This is a genomic window from Stenotrophomonas sp. GW821-FHT02D01, assembly GCF_059421765.1.
Genome location: NZ_JBWKVP010000003.1, coordinates 181,605 through 199,119, shown reverse-complemented (window position 1 = coordinate 199,119; position 17,515 = coordinate 181,605). Strand labels below are relative to the sequence as shown.

The 17,515-nt window shown below is 66.7% G+C and carries 17 protein-coding genes; 13 read left to right on the top strand and 4 right to left on the bottom strand.

The annotated features are described in order from the left end of the window. Nucleotides 1-74 precede the first annotated feature (74 nt). Both AC07UW_RS08385 and AC07UW_RS08380 read left to right on the top strand, forming a co-directional pair. On the top strand, nucleotides 75-656 hold the full coding sequence (locus AC07UW_RS08385) for a hypothetical protein (RefSeq protein ID WP_336028728.1): 582 nt from the start codon (nucleotides 75-77) through the stop codon (nucleotides 654-656). Beyond that, nucleotides 653-2,008, top strand: a complete 1,356-nt coding sequence (locus tag AC07UW_RS08380) for an AMP-binding protein (RefSeq protein WP_495211830.1) — start codon at nucleotides 653-655, stop codon at nucleotides 2,006-2,008. Before AC07UW_RS08385 ends, AC07UW_RS08380 begins: the two co-directional genes overlap by 4 nt. Before the next feature lie 10 nt (nucleotides 2,009-2,018). Here AC07UW_RS08380 and AC07UW_RS08375 read toward each other — a convergent pair whose 3' ends face one another. Then, complete coding sequence (locus AC07UW_RS08375; protein WP_336028731.1) at nucleotides 2,019-2,690, bottom strand: TraX family protein; 672 nt, start codon at nucleotides 2,688-2,690, stop codon at nucleotides 2,019-2,021. 148 nt (nucleotides 2,691-2,838) lie between these two features. Here AC07UW_RS08375 and pip point away from each other — a divergent pair, with 148 nt between their 5' ends. From pip to AC07UW_RS08340, 7 genes are all read left to right on the top strand, one after another. Next, complete coding sequence (pip, locus tag AC07UW_RS08370) at nucleotides 2,839-3,786, top strand: prolyl aminopeptidase (protein ID WP_336028733.1); 948 nt, start codon at nucleotides 2,839-2,841, stop codon at nucleotides 3,784-3,786. A 265-nt stretch (nucleotides 3,787-4,051) separates the two neighbouring features. After that, on the top strand, nucleotides 4,052-4,351 hold the full coding sequence (locus AC07UW_RS08365; RefSeq protein WP_032974628.1) for a hypothetical protein: 300 nt from the start codon (nucleotides 4,052-4,054) through the stop codon (nucleotides 4,349-4,351). A 60-nt stretch (nucleotides 4,352-4,411) separates the two neighbouring features. Beyond that, nucleotides 4,412-7,171, top strand: a complete 2,760-nt coding sequence (gene mgtA / locus AC07UW_RS08360; RefSeq protein WP_495211829.1) for a magnesium-translocating P-type ATPase — start codon at nucleotides 4,412-4,414, stop codon at nucleotides 7,169-7,171. 25 nt (nucleotides 7,172-7,196) lie between these two features. After that, on the top strand, nucleotides 7,197-7,934 hold the full coding sequence (locus AC07UW_RS08355; RefSeq protein WP_100552611.1) for an MgtC/SapB family protein: 738 nt from the start codon (nucleotides 7,197-7,199) through the stop codon (nucleotides 7,932-7,934). 162 nt (nucleotides 7,935-8,096) lie between these two features. Further along, nucleotides 8,097-9,155, top strand: a complete 1,059-nt coding sequence (locus AC07UW_RS08350; RefSeq protein ID WP_478030556.1) for a sensor histidine kinase — start codon at nucleotides 8,097-8,099, stop codon at nucleotides 9,153-9,155. Further along, on the top strand, nucleotides 9,148-9,789 hold the full coding sequence (locus AC07UW_RS08345) for a response regulator transcription factor (protein WP_495211828.1): 642 nt from the start codon (nucleotides 9,148-9,150) through the stop codon (nucleotides 9,787-9,789). Before AC07UW_RS08350 ends, AC07UW_RS08345 begins: the two co-directional genes overlap by 8 nt. Next, on the top strand, nucleotides 9,786-10,301 hold the full coding sequence (locus AC07UW_RS08340; RefSeq protein WP_495211827.1) for a DUF1697 domain-containing protein: 516 nt from the start codon (nucleotides 9,786-9,788) through the stop codon (nucleotides 10,299-10,301). Before AC07UW_RS08345 ends, AC07UW_RS08340 begins: the two co-directional genes overlap by 4 nt. A gap of 23 nt (nucleotides 10,302-10,324) precedes the next feature. Here AC07UW_RS08340 and AC07UW_RS08335 read toward each other — a convergent pair whose 3' ends face one another. Beyond that, nucleotides 10,325-11,503 carry a low temperature requirement protein A gene (locus tag AC07UW_RS08335; RefSeq protein WP_495211826.1) on the bottom strand — a complete coding sequence of 393 codons (1,179 nt, stop codon included), beginning with the start codon at nucleotides 11,501-11,503 and terminating at the stop codon, nucleotides 10,325-10,327. Nucleotides 11,504-11,517: 14 nt separating this feature from the next. Next, entirely contained in the window at nucleotides 11,518-11,784 is a 267-nt protein-coding gene (locus tag AC07UW_RS08330) for a hypothetical protein (protein WP_336028754.1), read from the bottom strand. 207 nt (nucleotides 11,785-11,991) lie between these two features. On the opposite strand from AC07UW_RS08330, the gene AC07UW_RS08325 reads away from it, so the two are divergent. From AC07UW_RS08325 to blaL1, 4 genes are all read left to right on the top strand, one after another. Continuing rightward, a complete protein-coding gene (locus tag AC07UW_RS08325) occupies nucleotides 11,992-12,525 on the top strand; it encodes a sigma-70 family RNA polymerase sigma factor (RefSeq protein ID WP_495211825.1) in 534 nt (177 codons plus the stop codon). Next, the gene (locus AC07UW_RS08320; protein ID WP_495211824.1) at nucleotides 12,522-13,382 is read left to right on the top strand and encodes a FecR family protein; all 861 of its coding nucleotides are present in this window, start codon (nucleotides 12,522-12,524) and stop codon (nucleotides 13,380-13,382) included. The genes AC07UW_RS08325 and AC07UW_RS08320 overlap by 4 nt, the downstream gene beginning before the upstream one ends. Nucleotides 13,383-13,452: 70 nt before the next feature. Next, entirely contained in the window at nucleotides 13,453-15,879 is a 2,427-nt protein-coding gene (locus AC07UW_RS08315) for a TonB-dependent receptor (RefSeq protein ID WP_495211823.1), read from the top strand. A gap of 93 nt (nucleotides 15,880-15,972) precedes the next feature. Next, on the top strand, nucleotides 15,973-16,842 hold the full coding sequence (blaL1, locus tag AC07UW_RS08310; protein WP_495211822.1) for a L1 family subclass B3 metallo-beta-lactamase: 870 nt from the start codon (nucleotides 15,973-15,975) through the stop codon (nucleotides 16,840-16,842). A 42-nt stretch (nucleotides 16,843-16,884) separates the two neighbouring features. On the opposite strand, the gene AC07UW_RS08305 is transcribed toward blaL1, so the two are convergent. Continuing rightward, complete coding sequence (locus tag AC07UW_RS08305) at nucleotides 16,885-17,427, bottom strand: DUF411 domain-containing protein (RefSeq protein WP_495211821.1); 543 nt, start codon at nucleotides 17,425-17,427, stop codon at nucleotides 16,885-16,887. Nucleotides 17,428-17,515 lie beyond the last annotated feature (88 nt).

The window sequence follows — 17,515 nt, the reverse complement described above, 5'->3', positions numbered from 1 at the left end:
GGACCGCGCTGCGCCCGCAGCACCTGTGACGATTGCCCTTCCACCCAGGTATTTGCCAAGTCTGGACCCTGACCATGCTCTCCGGCCCCTCCCTTGATGTTCTGCTGCGGCGCCTGCTGGACATGCCGCCCGATTTCCTCGAGCCACCGCGCCGCGCCGGCAACGGCCGGCTGCACGTCGCGGCGGTGGTGGGCGATGTCTTTGCCGCACGCTCGCTGTACCTGCCCCCTGCACTGCGGGCAACGCTGTCGGGTGATCTGGCCGGCGTGGATGCAAACCAGCTCTCGCTGTCAGCAGTGACCGCATGGCTGATGGCAGATGCGTACTGGAATGAACTGGAAATTGCTCCCGAGGCGTGGATGCCCCTGTTCACCGAAGCAGTGCCGGCGCTGGCGACCAGTACCAGCGCAGACCGGTTCGTGTTCGATCCGGAGCGCCGCGAAGAACTGGTGCGCACCGTCGTGGCCCGGCTGGGCCTGCAGCCGCAGGGTGAAACGGCGGCCCAGGCGGCCGATCGCCTGGCCCGGGTCAGCGGCGTGGAACGGCAGCGTCTGCTCGATGCCAGCCGCGCTACTGAAGAGCGCGCACGTGCCATCCGCGAGGCCTTGGCGCGCAAGGCGGCCGAAGAGTCTGCGGACAAGTGGACCCGCGAGTGAGCCGCGAGCCGACCGATGCCGATCGCTATCCCACGCTGAGCGCGGCGGGCTTGGCGATGCTGCAGCAGATGCGCGAGCACCCGGCGGCGCCGATCTTCCGCAATGCCAGCGGCAACCGCCTGCGTGCCGATGAGGTGACGGCATTGCGTGGCTACGAACGGGAGATCGCCTGCGCGCGCTTCGAGTGGACGCCAGACCAACCGCCACCGTGGCTGCAGGCGCATGTGACCGAGGTGTTTGCGCAGGTGCCGTATTACCGCACGCAGGCGATGCCAGCCGCCTTCACCGACATTGCACCGGTCCACCGTGGCGACCTCGCAGCGGACATCGCCCGTTTCGTGCCAGACCCGGTACCGCTGGAGCGGATGATCAATTTCCGCACCACCGGCACCACCGGCCATCCACTGGTACTGCCATCGCATCCGGTGGTGGCGGCACGCTATCTGGCCCATCACAAGCGCGCCTTGCAGCGCTTCGGCATCACCCTGGCGCACGGCCGCGGCCAGATGGGGGTGATGTTGCTGGGCATGCAGCAGCGGTGCTTCACCTATGTTTCGGTGACACCGACGATGGACGAATCCGGCCTGGCCAAGATCAACCTGCATCCCGATGACTGGCGCCATCCCGATGACCGCGCACGCTACATCGACCAGATGCAGCCGGAAGTGATCGCCGGCGATCCGATTTCCTTCGCAGCGCTGCTGGAATTGCCCGTACGGCACCGGCCGCAGGCGCTGTTGTCGGTATCGATGGCGCTGTCTCCGGGCCTGCGCCAGGCGCTGGCTGCGCGGTTTGGCTGCGCGGTGCTCGATCTGTATTCGATGAACGAGGCGGGCCCGCTGGCCGTGCATGACGATGCTGCCGGCGGCCATGTACTGCTGCAGCCGCGCATGTATGTGGAAATTCTCGGTGCCGACGGGGCGCCGTCGCCGCCCGGGGAGGTCGGTGAGATCACGCTCAGCGGCGGATTCAACTTCTGCCTGCCGCTGCTGCGCTACCGCACCGGCGACCGCGGCGCGCTGGCCATGGCCGGCGATACGCCGATGATCGTCGGCCTGCAGGGGCGACGTCCGGTACGCTATCTGACTGCCGACCAGCAGTGGATCAACAACATCGACCTGACACATGCGCTGGCTGCGCTGCCGTTGTCACGATACGTGGTGCATCAGCACAGCGATGGCAGCGTTGCCTTGTCGTTGCCACCTGCAGAGCTGGGCTACTCTGCCGAGGCGATCCGCTGCCTGCGCGCAGTGTTGCGAGGACAGCCTGTGGATGTCATTGCGCTGCAGCGCGAAGACAAGGTTCTGCAGTACACCAGCGACGTAGCCGGGAGCAGTTCGCCGCCGCGATGAGTGCCGTGCGTCAGCGCAGCCATTGCGCATAGGCGGCCAGCACCGCCAGGTGCGCCACGTAGTAGACGTAGAACGCCCAGCGCCATCGTGGCAGCCGCCACTGCACGCGCGCGACCGCCAGCGCCAGCGGGATGGCCAGCAATGCCCATCCATTGCCATTGAACCAGCACAGCCCGCCGAATCCGAACGCCAGCAGCCAGTATGTCCGGTGGCGGAATGCGATCCAGCCCAGCATCACCAATGCCACCCCCGCCCATTGGTAATCCACGAAGAACGGCAGCAGTCCTCCCGCCACAAGCAGCAATAATTGCCGGTTGTTGACCAGCGCATGCACGGCCACGGCGGCCAGGCAGAACGTCAGCAGGATGTTCAACGGCAGCCAATAGCCGAAGGCCAGCACATGCAAAGGTTGCGCGACCAGGCCCCACACCCCAAGCCGGCGGATCGACTTGCCCAGATCCGCCCCCGGCTGCGCAAGGTTGCAGGCCATCACCAGCGCGAACAGCGGGAAAGCGATGCGCCCCAACTCGCTGACCACCGGCACATAGCCACCGAAAACAACCTTGGCTACGTGGTCACCGGTCATCGACAGCAGCGCGAGCCACTTCAGCGACTCACGGGCGCTGCTGCTGAGGGCGCTGCCCGCCATTGGGTGTCGTTCCGCGACGTCCTGCGCGCTCATGCCATACATCCTCTGCGTCCTGCCGGGTCCAGATCGCCAGGAATCGATGGCGCTCCCCCTTGAACGCAGAGAGTACTTGAACATGGGGCGGATGACGCTGGTCGATATGCCCCGCTATGCTTGTACGCCCTGCTTGTGAGGCACTGCCATGCGCACGCTGTACCCGCCGATTACCCCGTACCGCGAACACACGCTGCCCGTGGATGCACTGCACACCCTGCATGTCGAGGAGTGCGGCACGCCCGATGGCATTCCGGTGGTGTACCTGCACGGCGGCCCGGGGGCTGGGATCTCGCCTACCCATCGTCGCTTCTTCGACCCCAACCGCTATCGCATCGTGCTGATCGATCAGCGCGGCAGCGGCCGCTCCACGCCCTTCGGCGAGCTTCGCGACAACACCACGCAGCATCTGGTGGCCGACATCGAGAAGGTCCGCGAACACCTGGGCATCGAGCGCTGGCTGGTCTACGGCGGTTCCTGGGGCTCAACGCTGTCGCTGGCCTATGCACAGGCGCATCCCGACCGCGCCACCGGACTGATCGTGCGCGGCGTGTTCCTGGGGCGCGAGGAAGAGAACCGCTGGTTCGCCGAGCTCAACGGCGGTGCGCGCTGGATCTTCCCGGAGCGTTGGGATCGCTACCAGGCCCACATCCCGCAGGACGAGCGCGGCAACATGCTCGACGCGTACTGGAAGCGCCTGGACCACGCCGACGAAGGCATCCGCATCGCCGCGGCACAGGCCTGGCTGGGGTGGGAAGACAATGCCGCCACGCTGGTGCACGACGTCGACGCGGTGTCCGCTACCGATCCGCTCGATACGCTGGCAAAGGCACGCATCGAGGCCCACTACTTCCGTCACAACACTTTCCTCGAGCACGGCCAGCTGCTGCGCGACATCGATCGCATCCGCCATCTGCCGGGTGTCATCGTGCAGGGGCGCTACGACATCATCTGCCCGCCGCGCAGTGCCTGGGACCTGGCACAGGCGTGGCCGGAAGCCCGGCTGGAGATGGTCATCGCCGGCCACAGCGCCAACGAAGCGGCCACGACCGATGCCCTGGTGCGGGCCACCGACGCATTCGCGGACCGCAGCTGAACAAAAGGGGCCAACGGCCCCTTTTTCTATACCAAGGTATAGCCGGGCTAACCCACGGGCCTCTAGGCCTGCTGAATACGAGCGCGGACAATAGCGCCACTGGCCAGCGACTGGCCGCCCCACGCGGAGACGCAGATGGATCCCGACCCTGCCGGGCGCAACGCGCGCCCCTGCCTGCCCCCTTGTTCACTGCTGGCGACTGAACGCCGGTTCCTGTCCGTGTAAGCGATGGGAGCCCCGGGCAGCGCCTGCCCGGAGGAATCCCATGTCCTACAAGATTCTCTACATCACCGTCCGCCGCCTGATCGGCGAGCGCGATGTTTCCGGCCTGCGCAGCCTGCTGCTGCAGCACGGCCCTGTCCTGTTCGCCCGTTCGCTGGCCCTCGGCTCGCCACGGGTGGTGGCCGACGCACTGTCGCTGCTGCCGATCAGCGAGCGCATCAACGTGCTGCGCCACCTGCCCTACCCGCTGCGCGATGCGATGAAGCCGCTGTGCATCGGCGGCAGCCAACGCTTGCGCATGCAGCCCTGGTCTCCGTCGGTGCTGGCCATGCGCCACGCCTGATACCACCCCTTCCGCTCCACGCGCCGGCTCCGCCCGGCGCCGCTCCAAGAGGACCTTCCCATGAGCCTGCTCAACGCCTGGTTCAACGCCTTCCTGCGCAGCCGTCGCGCGGGCAACCTGTTCGGTCGTCGCGCGATGCCCGAAGCCGGTTATGGCCGTGGCACTACGCAGGCCGCGCCCGCCGCGCTCACTGCTGGACTGCTCGCGCTTGCACAGGGCAGCGAAGCCGATGCGCTGGCCACCCTGCAGTCACATGTCGATGGTCTCAGCCCGCACGAGGCCGAAGAGCGCCTGCTGCGCTTCGGCCCCAACGAGGTCGATCACGAGAAGCCGCTGCCGTGGTGGCGCCATCTGTGGCAGTGCTATCGCAACCCGTTCAACCTGCTGCTGACGGTGCTGGCGGCCGTGTCCTGGCTGACCGAAGACGCCAAGGCGACGGTGGTGATCGGCGCGATGGTGGTGCTGTCCACCCTGATCCGCTTCGTGCAGGAGGGGCGCTCCAATCGCGCCGCCGAACGGCTGAAGGCGCTGGTAGGCAACACCGCCCGCGTGCTGCGCCGCGCTGCGGGCACCGAGGCGGCAGAAGTGGCCGATCAGTATTTCGGCGCACAGCTGCACAGCCGGCGACCGGCACGGCTGCTGGATCTGCCGATCCGCGACCTGGTACCGGGTGACCATATCGTGCTGTCGGCAGGCGACATGATCCCGGCCGACTGCCGCGTGCTCGCCGCCAAGGATCTGTTTGTCGCACAGGCGGCGATGACCGGCGAATCGCTGCCGGTGGAGAAGTTCGTGCAGCCGGGCAACGCCGACGCCGGCCTGATGGAACAGGCCAACGTGTTGTTCATGGGTACCAATGTGGTGTCCGGCACGGCAACAGCACTGGTGCTGGCCACCGGCAACACCAGCTACTTCGGCACCCTCGCCCAGCGCAGCAGTGCCAGCGATCGCGCGCCTACGGCATTCCAGGCCGGGGTCAACAGTGTCAGCTGGCTGCTGATCCGCTTTGCCCTGGTGATGGTGCCGTTCGTGCTGCTGGTCAATGGCTGGACCAAGGGCGACTGGACCGAAGCATTCCTGTTCGCGCTGTCGGTGGCGGTCGGCCTGACCCCGGAAATGCTGCCGATGATCGTCACCTCCACCCTGGCCAAGGGCGCGGTGCTGCTGTCGCGGCGCAAGGTGATCGTCAAGCGCCTGGACGCGATCCAGAACTTCGGTGCGATGGAAGTGCTGTGCACCGACAAGACCGGCACCCTCACCCAGGACAAGATCGCGCTGGAGCGGCACACCGATGTGTTCGGGCAGGATTCGGAGGATGTGCTGACCTTCGCCTACCTCAACAGCCACTTCCAGACCGGCCTGATCAACCTGCTGGATCGTGCGGTGCTGGAGCATGTGGAGCTGCAGAGCTCGCTGCGCCTGTCGCAGGACTACCGCAAGGTCGATGAGATTCCGTTCGACTTCGAGCGCCGCCGCATGTCGGTGGTGGTATCCGAGCGCGAGGACCATCACGAATTGATCTGCAAGGGCGCGGTGGAGGAAATGCTGGCGGTGTGCAGCACCGTGCGCGAGAACGGCAAGGATATGCCGCTGGATGAGCAGCGCCTGGCCCGGGTGCGGCAAACCACCGAGGAACTGAACGAACAGGGCCTGCGCGTGGTGGCGGTGGCGATGAAAGAAACCTCCGCCAGCCAGACGGTCTACTCGCAGGCCGACGAGCGGGATCTGACCCTGGTCGGCTATGTGGCCTTCCTCGATCCGCCGAAGGAATCCGCTGCTCACGCACTGCAGGCGCTGGCCGCGCATGGTGTGGAAGTGAAGGTGTTCACCGGCGACAACGAACTGGTCACCGCGCGGATCTGCGCCCAGGTCGGCCTGGACGCCGACACGATCGTGACCGGCCCGCAGATCGAGCGCATGGACGACGCTGCCGTGGCGCGCGCACTGCAGGAGCACCGCGTGTTCGCCCGCCTCACGCCCCTGCACAAGGAACGGCTGGTGCGCGAGCTGCGCGCGCAGGGCAAGGTGGTCGGCTTTCTCGGCGATGGCATCAACGATGCTCCCGCACTGCGCGCAGCCGACATCGGCATCAGCGTGGACAGCGCGGTGGACATCGCCAAGGAGGCCGCCGACATCATCCTGTTGGAAAAGAACCTGATGGTGCTGGAGGAAGGTGTCATCCAGGGGCGGCGCACCTTCAGCAACATGCTCAAGTACATCCGCATGACCGCCAGTTCCAATTTCGGCAACGTGTTCTCGGTGCTGGTGGCTTCGGCGTTCCTGCCCTTCCTGCCGATGCTGCCGTTGCAGCTGCTGGTGCAGAACCTGCTGTATGACATCTCGCAGATCGCCATTCCGTTCGACAACGTGGATGAGGAGCTGGTGCGCAGGCCGCTGAAGTGGAACCCGGCGGACATCGGCCGCTTCATGGTGTTCTTCGGGCCGATCAGCTCGATCTTCGACCTGAGCTGCTTCGCCCTGATGTGGTACGTGTTCGATGCGCGCACGCCGGCCGACCAGGGCCTGTTCCAGTCGGGCTGGTTCGTGGTCGGGCTGCTGACCCAGACCCTGATCGTGCACATGATCCGCACGCCCAAGGTACCGTTCCTGCAGAGCATCGCCGCGCCGCCGCTGCTGCTGATGACCGGGGCGATCATGGCCATCGGCGTGATCCTGCCGATGAGTCCGTTGGCCAGTTACTTCAAGCTGCAGGCATTGCCGGCCGGCTACTGGCCGTTCCTGGTGGCGATCCTGTTCGGCTATGCGGTGCTGACCACCGCACTGAAGAAGCTCTACATCCGTCGCTACGGCTGGCAGTAAGCGCATTGGCGCAGGGAGAACCCTCATGGACTTCAACCCCCACCTGCCCGCGTTCAACGCGGGCGCCACCCTCAGCTCGCTGATCAGCCTGTCCGTCGCCTTCGTGCTGGGCGCGCTGATCGGCCTGGAGCGGCAGTTCCGCCAGCGCACCGCCGGCCTGCGCACCAATACGCTTGTAGCGGTGGGTGCAGCGGTGTTCGTCGACCTGGCCGTGCGCTTCCACGACCTGTACGGCGGGCCGCCGTCGCCACTGCATGTGGTGGCCTACGTGATCTCCGGCGTCGGCTTCCTCGGTGCCGGCGCGATCATGAAGGATGGCGCACAGGTGTCGGGCCTGAACACCGCCGCCACGCTGTGGGGCTCGGCGGCAGTCGGCGCCTGTGCCGGCATCAAGCTGCTGCCTGAAGCCGTGCTGGCTGCGGTGTTCGTGCTGGCTGCCAATACCCTGCTGCGGCCGGTGGTGAACCGCATCCAGCGGCAACCGCTGCCGGAGGCCTTCAGCGAAGCCACCTACGCCATCAACGTGGTCTGTCAGCGCGAGCAGCAGGCCGAGGTGCTGGACCGGCTTCTGCTGTTGCTGGAGCAGGCGCAGTACCCGGTACGCGCGGTCGACCAGCGCCCGTTCGGCGAGCGCGATGTCGAGATCGAAGCGGTGCTGTACGCCACCACGGTCGATGGCGGCGAACTGGATGCGGTGCTGGCAACGCTGGCCGCCACGCCGGGCGTGCTGCAGGGATTCTGGAACGCCAGCCTGGAGGAGTAGTGCCGGCCGCTGGCCGGCAACCTCATGAACTGCGGGAACACCCTGCAGATACCGGCCAGCGGCCGGCACTACCCTGCATCTCTCTGGCGCATGCCGACCAAGGTCGGCATCTACTGAACAGCGCTTTGCTATCCTTTCCACCCACGCCAGGGAGCCGTCCCGATGCCATCGCTGTCGCCCCGCCGCCCCCTGGTCGTGCTGGCCCTGATCATCGTGATGGCGGCCATCTTCCTGGTCGATACGGTTACCGACTACGCCGTTGCCGCCGCCTGCTTCTACGCTGCAGTGATCCTGGCGGCGTCGCGGCGGCTGCCCGCACGCGGGCTCATCGCCCTTGCGGCAGTCTGCATCGGGTTGACCGGCCTCAGCTTCTTCCTGACCCGCTTCGGCACCTACCGCATCGGCCTGGTCAATTCAGCGATCGGCATGCTGGTGATCGGCATCACCACCTACCTGGCATTGAAGATGGAAGCGGCCAAGGCCGCGGTGCAGGATGCACAGGCGCGCCTGCTGCGGGTGGCCCGCGCCTCCACCGTCGGCGAGCTGACCACCTCCATCGCACATGAAGTGAACCAGCCGCTGGCGGCCATCGCCAGCAGCGCCGAAGCCAGCCAGCGCTGGTTGGCCCAGGAGCCGCCAAACCTGGACAAGGCACGCCAGACCATCGCCCGCATCGTCGCCGACGCCCACCGTGCCAGTGACGTGATTGCCCGCATCCGCGGCCTGACCCAAGGCGCCGCGCCAGAGCGCCAGGCCTTCGACCTCAACCTGGCCGTGGAGGAAATGCTGGCACTCTCGCGCAGCGAACTGGAACAGCATGGTGTGACCGTGGCGCTGGTGCTGGGCAATGAACTCCCCCCTGCCCATGCCGATCGCGTACAGGTGCAGCAGGTGATCGGCAACCTCATCCTCAACGCCGTCGATGCGATGTCGGACACGCCCGTAAGCGAGCGCAGGCTGTCCCTGCTGACGGCGTACGATGGTCGCGGCCACGTCAGCCTGAGCGTGCGCGATCGCGGTGTCGGCCTGCCCGCTGAGCAGACTGACCGCGTGTTCGATGCATTCTGGACCACCAAGGCGAACGGCCTCGGCCTGGGCCTCAGCCTGAGCCGCTCGATGATCGAGGCCAACGGCGGCCATATCCGCGCGGAACGACCGCCCGGTGGCGGCGCCTGCTTCATCTTCGAGCTGCCCACGGCCACGGAGGCTGCGCATGCGTAAAGCCACCACAGCACCTATGGAACCGGCACCGATCGTCTATGTGATCGACGACGACGCCTCGGTGCGCGCCGCGCTGGAGGACCTGCTGGCATCGATGGGCCTGCAGGTGCGGGCCTTCGCCTCCACTGGGGAATTTCTTGCCCACCCGCGGGACGACGCTCCGTCGTGCCTGGTGCTGGACGTGCGCATGCCTGGGCAGAGCGGACTGGATTTCCATCGCAGCATGGCCAGCCACGATCTGCACCTGCCGGTGGTGTTCATCACCGGCCACGGCGACATTGCCATGGGCGTCAATGCGATCAAGGACGGCGCCATCGAATTTCTGACCAAGCCGTTCCGCGACCAGGAACTGCTGGACGCGATCCACAGGGGCATCGGGATCGATCGCCAGCGGCGTCGCGAGGGTGACGCGCTGGGGGCGTTGCAGCTGCGCTGGCGCACCTTGAACGCCGGCGAGCGCGAGGTGGTTGCCGGCGTGGTGCGCGGGCGCCTGAACAAGCAGATCGCCGCCGACCTGGGTGTCAGCGAGATCACCGTGAAGGTGCGTCGCGCGCAGGTCATGCGCAAGATGGAAGCACGCACGCTGGTCGATCTGGTGCGCATGTATGACCGGCTGCAGGCCGCTGCGCCATGACCGCCTACGTGGCCCTGCTGCGCGCGGTCAATGTCGGCGGCACCGGCAAGCTACCGATGACCGAGCTGGTGCGGATGTGCGAGAACGCCGGATTCCGGGACGTCCGCACCTATATCGCCAGCGGCAATGCCGTGTTCAGCAGTACGCTCGACGAGGCGGGTGTGCGCGGCAGTTTGGCGAAAAGCCTGCATGCTTATGCGGGCAAGCCGGTCGGCGTGCTGGCGCGTACCGCTGCTGAGATGGCCGAAGTGGTCGCCCGCAACCCGTTCAAGGACGCCGCCGGCAACCGTGTCGTCGCCCTGTTCATCGATGCGGAGCTGCCGAAGGACCCGCTGCAGGGCGTGACGGGTATTGGCGAAGAACAGCTCGCTCTCGGCAAGCGCGAGCTGTTCATCCACTACGGCGATGGCATGGCCGGTTCGCGCCTGCGCGTCCCCTTCGCAGCAAACGGAACCGGCCGCAACATCAACACCGTGAGCCGACTGGCGGCGATGGCTGCGGAGCTGCGCTGAGCTCAGGCCTGCCGGGCAGCCCCCTAACGGCGCGCCGCTGCGATGTTCCGTTTCAACCGCGTATCGGCCAGCCCTACCACCAGCAGCACGATGCTGGTCAGCCACCCTGCCGCCAGCAGGTGCATCCATGGCAGCACGAAGCCGAGCACGACCAGAACCCCTGCCCCCACCAGGTGCGAGCGCGGCACGCGGCCGTAGACCGCCCGCTTGTACAGTGCGCTGCCCAGCAGGTAGATGAGCGGCCCTGCTGCCAGCATCGCGGCATACGCCAGGGTCACCCTCGCCTCCGGTTCGTCCATCACCAGGTCGTTGCCAACGGCGGTAGCGATGATGCCGGCGATCAGCAGCGCGTGCACGTAGTGGAAGTAGGCGCCGATGCGGCCCGGGTCGTCGGAACGGGTGATGGTGTCGGTGGCGTCGCGGCTGGAGATGCCGAAGTACAGCCACCACATCGCGATCGTACCGGCGAAGGTCGCCAGCACCGCCGAAACCACCTCTCCACTCCAGTGCTCCACCTCGCTCAGCACGCCACCGGTTGCCAGCAGCGTCTCACCCAGTGCGACGATCACGAACAGCTGGCAGCGCTCGGCCAGATGCCCGCCTTCGATGGTCCACTCGCGGGTGCGCGAGCGGCCGAGACCAGGAAACGCGAAGCCGAACATCGGCGAGATGTATTCACAGGCGACAGCCAGCGCCCACAATGCCAGCCGCGCATTGCCCTCGACCGCTGCACCGGCCAGCCAGAAGCAGGCCGAAACGCAGACCCAGGCCAGCATGCGTCTGAAATTGGCGGCCAGCGGGTGCGAGCGCCCTACTTCCAGCAGCACAAACAGCGTCCGCCCTACCTGCATCGTGGCGTAGGCACCGGCGAACATCCAGGCGCGACCGGCAAAGGCTTCCGGGATGGACGAAGACATCAGCAACGCCAGCAGCATCGTGACGAACAACAGGCCACGGATACGCGGCGCCTCCGGGTCGAACCAGTTGCTGACCCAACACGCGTACTGCCAGCCAAGCCAGACCGCAAACCACAACACCAGCGTCTGCAGCACGCCCATCAGACCCAGGTGGTGCAGCAGGTGGTGGCTGAGCTGGGTAACAGCGAACACGTAGACCAGGTCGAAGAACAGTTCTTCGTAGGTCACCCGCGCGTGATGGCCGTCGCGACGACGCAGGGCAGGAAGACGGGGCGTTGCCGGCATCGCGGATCCTCGGTTCAGCGGCCCAGCCGCCAGAAAATGACACCGGCTACCAACGCCGGGACGGCAAACACCAGCAGCAGGATCGGCAGTTCCTCGCGCACGGTATAGCCCGCCCGGCTGACCCCCACCCACATGTTGGCCACCGACACCAGCAGCCAGGTGCCGATGAAGGCCAACAGCGCCGTTGGCAGCAGCGGGCTGCTTGTGCTCCAGAGCTTGCCGAACAGGGCGAAGACGCCCAGCAACAGGAACCCGCCGACGATCACCAGAAGCACGTGCATGGTCACTCTCCCCGATGGCTGCCCTGCAGCCTATCTGCGGCCGAGTGTGCGCTGCAGAGGGTGATCGTGGATTCACTTTCCGGGGGCGGCGAACAATCCCTCACCGGGCACCCTGATAGCAAATGCGAACAGTTCCCATTACTATCGTGGCACCGCGCAGGCTGGCCTTGTGCGGCCCACCCTTCCCGCCTGCACTGCCTCCCCCGGATGTCCACGCCCCCGCCCTCCCCACCACCTGCGCTGCCGCTGGTGTCCTCGCTGGTGCGCCACTACGAGGATCTGGTGGATTACCTGCGCCGTCGCTTCGCCTCGCCCGGGCTGGCCCGCGAGGTGGTGCACGACGTCTGCGTACGCCTGCTGGAACGCCCCTCCCCGGCAGATGTGCGGCAGCCGATGGCGCTGCTGCGACGGATGGCGCATGACGCTGCGGTTGATCGTTGCCGTGCTGAAGACCTGCGCCGCCAGTGGGTGGAACCCCGTGCCGAACTGCCCGATGCGGCCTGCGAAGGTGCCGGCCCGGCGACACAGGCCGTTGCCGCGCAGGAACTGGCACGGCTTGTCGACGTCATCCGTGCGATGCCCTGTCGACGCCGCCAGGTGTTCATCCTGCACAAGATCCATGACGTTCCGCAGGCTGCGGTTGCCCGCCGCATGGGCATCGGCCTGAAGGCGGTCGAGCGGCATCTGCGGTTGGCGATGGTCGATTGCCGGCAGGCGCTGGATGTGCGGGCACTGACGTGACAGCACCACGCCGCCCGCGCCCCCCACGCCCGGACAAGACCGGCGCGCCTTCGCCTGATCGTGTGCTGGATCAACATCGGGACACTCTCAAGGCACTGTTTCCGGTGCCCGATCCGGCGCAGCTGTATCGGCCTCATCGCAGCCGGCAGATCGGCGGTGCCGTGCTCGGCTTGCTGTTGATCGCTGGATTCGGCGGGCTTTACGCTGTCGATCCCGGCTGGCAACAGAGCGATTACCAGACGGCCGTCGGTGAGCGTCGCAGCGTGCTGCTGGCCGATGGCAGCCGTATCCAGCTGGATGCGGGCAGCCATCTGCAGGTGCGCAGCCATCTGCGTTCTCGCCGCGCGGTGCTGGTCTCCGGACGCGCCCGCTTCGACGTGGCGCCCTCGCGCTGGCGCCGGTTCCAGGTCGATGCCGGGCCCGTGCAGGTGCGCAACTACGGCACGGTGTTCGACGTGGAGCGACGCGGTGACCGCAGTGAAGTCCGCCTGTGGCGAGGCGAGGTCGGCGTGCGCGTTGCTGGCCGTGACGGCGAGCAGCACCTGCAGCCTGGCCAGCAGCTGCTGGCAGGCACAGGGCCGGTCCAGCTGCCGCAGCCGATCGCCACTGGCAGCGGGGAATGGACGCAGGGCCGACTGCAGTTCGCGCAGGCCCCGCTGGGCGAGGTGGTACGCAGCCTGCAGCGCTATCACCACGGCGCAATCGTACTGGACGAACCCGGACTGGCCACGCTGCAGGTATCGGGCGTGTTCGATGGCGACCATGCCGCCACCGCGCTGGCGCTGCTGCCGGAGATCCTGCCCGTCGCCGTCCACGTCCGCGGCGATGGCAGCGTGCACATCTCCGCACGCCACTGAATTCGGCACCGAGGGTGGGTTATGGCCCTGCTCATCCGGCTGCTGCATGAACCCCTCTGAAGGACCCCGCATGACCCGCATTGCCCTGCCCGCCGCCCTGCGCCGTCTGACGCCTGCCCTGCTGGCCGTCAGCCTGTGCGCCGCCCTTCCGGCGGCGGCGCAGTCCACCCCCACGGCGGTGGACGTCCATCTTCCGGCCGCCCCGCTGCAACAGTCACTCAATGCGGTCGCCAGGCAGAGCGGCATCCAACTGCTGTTCGCTGCAGACAGCGTTGCCGGCCGCCAGGCGCCAGCGCTGGACGGCCGCTATGCCCCGCGCGAAGCACTGCAACGGCTGATTGCCGGCCAGGGCCTGAGCGTCGAGGAACGCTCGCCGGGCGTGTTCGTGATCCGCAGTGCGGTCGCAACCGCCACGCCGGCGGCAAAAGCAGACAGCCCGCGTACGGCAGCAACGCCGGCAGCCACGACCTCACTCGGCAGAGTGACCGTGTCGGCGTCCACCGCGCGCATGCCGCAGGGCGAGACCGCCATGCCCAACACCATCACCGTGCTCACCCGTGAGGACGTCCAGCAACAGCTGGCGCTGGGCTCGGATGTGTCGCGCGTACTGTCCTCGCAGATCCCGGCCTTCGCCCCGGCGCGCGAGAAGATGTCCAACTATGGCGAAAGCATGCGCGGGCGCGGCATCCTGTACATGGTTGACGGCGTGCCGCAGTCCACGCCGCTGCGCGATGGTTCGCGTGATTCACATACCATCGATCCGGCGATGATCGAACGCATCGAAGTGATCCACGGCGCCAACGCGCTGCAGGGTATCGGCGGCACCGGTGGCATCGTCAACATCATCACCCGCAGTGCGCCGAGCGAACCGGGTGCTTTCCTGCTGGACAGCAGCCTTTCGCTCACCGCCGCCTCGCCGCGCCGGCGCGATGATGACGGCCAGCGCGCTTCGGCACTGGTGGGCATCCGCGGTGAACAGTTCGACCTCGTGGCCGGCCTGGCCCATGAACGGCAGGGCCTGTACTACGACGGCGACGGCCGTGCGATCGGCACCAACGCGCAGGGCGAACTGATGGATTCGACCTCGACCAATATCTTCGCCAAGCTTGGCTGGAACATTGCCGAAGGCCAGCGCCTGCAGTTGATGGCCAATCGCTACGAATTGCGTGGCCTGGACAATTACCTGCCCGTGGATGGCAACTTCCGCACCGGTCGCCCGGCCACGTCGGTGCCCGGCGATACGCCGCTCGATCCGCCGATGAACCGCTCACGCTCGCTGACCCTGGACTACAGCAACGCCGATCTGTTCGGCGGCCAGTTCCTGGCGCAGGCCTTCGCGGTTGATTTCGAAGGGCGTTACGGCGCCAGCCAGTGGGACCCGTGGGGCAACACGGGTGCCAACGCTGCCTGGGACCAGACCCAGAACGAATCGGGCAAACGCGGCTTCAAGCTGACCCAGAGCTGGCGCCGCATCGGCGACACGTCGCTGGACGTCACCCTGGGCCTGGATGGCTTGCGTGACCGCACCCACCAGGTGCTGCTGGCCAGTGGCCTGAACTGGGTGCCGCTGACCACCTACCAGAGCCTGTCGCCGCTGTTGCAGCTGCAGTGGTGGCCCACCGACCACGTCATGCTGTCCGCTGGCCTGCGCTACGAAAAGGGCGAGCTGGAGGTGGGCGACTACACCACCCTGCCCCGCTACGGCGCACGCAAGGTGGCAGGCGGCAAGCCGACGATGAGCGAGACGCTGCCGAACTTCGGCGCGGTCTGGTACATCAATGACCGTCTCAATGCCTACGCGTCGTATTCGGAAGGCTACACCGTGGCCGATGTTGGCCGCGTGCTGCGCGCGATCAATCGCGATGGCCAGCGCGTGGACAACCTGGTGGACCTGTCGCCGGTGGTGTCGGACAACCGAGAGATCGGACTGGAATATGACGATGGTCGCTTCAGCGGCGACATTGCGTACTACACGTCCGAATCCAAGCTGGGTTCGGTACTGGTCTATGACGCCGGCATCGATGCCTACAACGTGCAGCGCCAGGCTACCCGGGTGGAAGGCTTCGAGACCAATCTGCGCCTGCGCCTGGGCGACAGCCGCCTCGGCCTGGGTTATGCCCGCGCCAACGGCCGCTACGACGCCAATCTGGATGGTCAACTGGAAAGCGACCTGGCGGGCGTCAACATCGCCCCGAACCGGCTGACCGCATTCTGGGAACAGGGCTGGACCTCACAGCTCAGCACCCGCCTGCAGGCCAGCCATGCCTTCGATCGCGACTTCGACCTGCGCGGCGTGCCGGTGGCCAGCTTCAAGGGCTACACCACGTTCGACCTGGTCGCCCGCTATGCGCTGGGCAAGAGCAGTTTCACCCTGGGCGTGCAGAACCTCGCCAACAAGCAGTACATCACCTACTACTCGCAGACCACGCCATCCAACCCGAGCTATTTTGCCGGGCGCGGGCGTGTACTGACGCTGGGGTGGCAGTACCGCTACTGAGACATGGCGCCTTATGGGTGCCATGAATTCTATGCGTGACGCGACGAAGGAGGCCCATGCTAGTTTCTGGGCCTCCTTCATCGGTGCCCTCCCATGCGCTTGCAGACCCTCGCCATCACGCTCGCTGCCCTGCTTCCCACTGCGGCCTCTGCCGCCGAACCAGCGCTGCCGCAACTGCGTGCCTACACCGTTGATGCCTCCTGGCTGCAGCCGATGGCGCCGCTGCAGATTGCCGATCACACCTGGCAGATCGGCACCGAAGACCTGACCGCACTGCTGGTGCAGACGCCGCAGGGCGCGGTGCTGCTCGATGGCGGCATGCCGCAGATGGCCGACCACCTGCTGCGCAACATGAAAGCGCGCGGCGTTACGCCGCAGGATCTGCGCCTGATCCTGCTCAGCCATGCCCACGCCGATCACGCCGGCCCGGTTGCTGCGCTCAAGCGCAGTACCGCTGCGCAGATCGTCGCAAATGCCGAATCTGCGGTGCTGCTGGCACGTGGCGGCAGCAACGACCTGCACTTCGGCGACGACATCACCTATCCGCCGGCAACGGCGGACAGGATCATCATGGATGGCGAGGTGGTCTCGCTCGGTGGCGTCGACTTCACCGCGCACTTCGTGCCCGGCCATACCCCGGGCAGCACCGCCTGGACCTGGACCGACACCCGGGGCGGCAAACCGGTGCGCATGGTCTATGCCGACAGTTTGAGTGCGCCGGGCTATCAGCTGCAGGCCAACCCGCGTTACCCGCACTTGATCGAGGACTATCGCCGCAGCTTCGCCACGGTGCGCGCCCTGCCCTGCGATGTTCTGCTGACCCCGCATCCCGGCGCCAGCGGCTGGAACTACGCAGCGGGCACATCGGCAGGAGCCAAGGCAATGACCTGCCAGGACTACGCCGACACGGCCGAACGCAATTTCGACGCGCAGTTGAAGAAGCAACGCGAAAAGCAGCGTTGACCAGGCGCGGCGGCGATCCGCCGCCGCGCCCGCTGAACCTTGTCAGTCGCCCTGCCCATGCCGTGCGAAGGGCTCGGTGCTGCCGTCGGTGCGCACCAGCTCTACGGTATACGGCTGCACATAGCCATCAGGCATTTCCATGCCCGGAGATCCGGCCGGCATGCCTGGCAGCACCAAGCCACGCGCAGTCGGCCGTTCCTTCAGCAGGCGCTTGATGTCGCTGGCCGGAATATGGCCTTCCACCACATAGCCACCGATCTCGGCGGTATGGCAGGACGCCTTGCCGGCCGGTACGCCGAGCCGTTGCTTGACCGGATGCATGTCATCGGTATCGCGTATCTCAACCGCGAAGCCGGCAGCCTTCAGGTGGTCGGCCCACACGCCACAGCAACCGCAACTGGCCGTCTTGTGCACGATCGCCAGTGGCAGTTCCGGATCGATGGTCGCACCGGCCGTCACCGCGACTGGCGAGGCGGTGGCGGTTGCGGATGCAGGCGAGGACGTGGCCTCTTCGGAGGCGCGCGCGCAGGCGGTGGCCAGCAGAACGGGGGTGAGTAACAGGCTCAGGGAAAGAATGCGGTTCATGGATCAGGTTTTCCTTTGCAATCGCAGGCGCGAGCGCCTGCCATCCACGCGACGGATGCGCGTGGGTCAAGTAGATGAGGGGTACTGC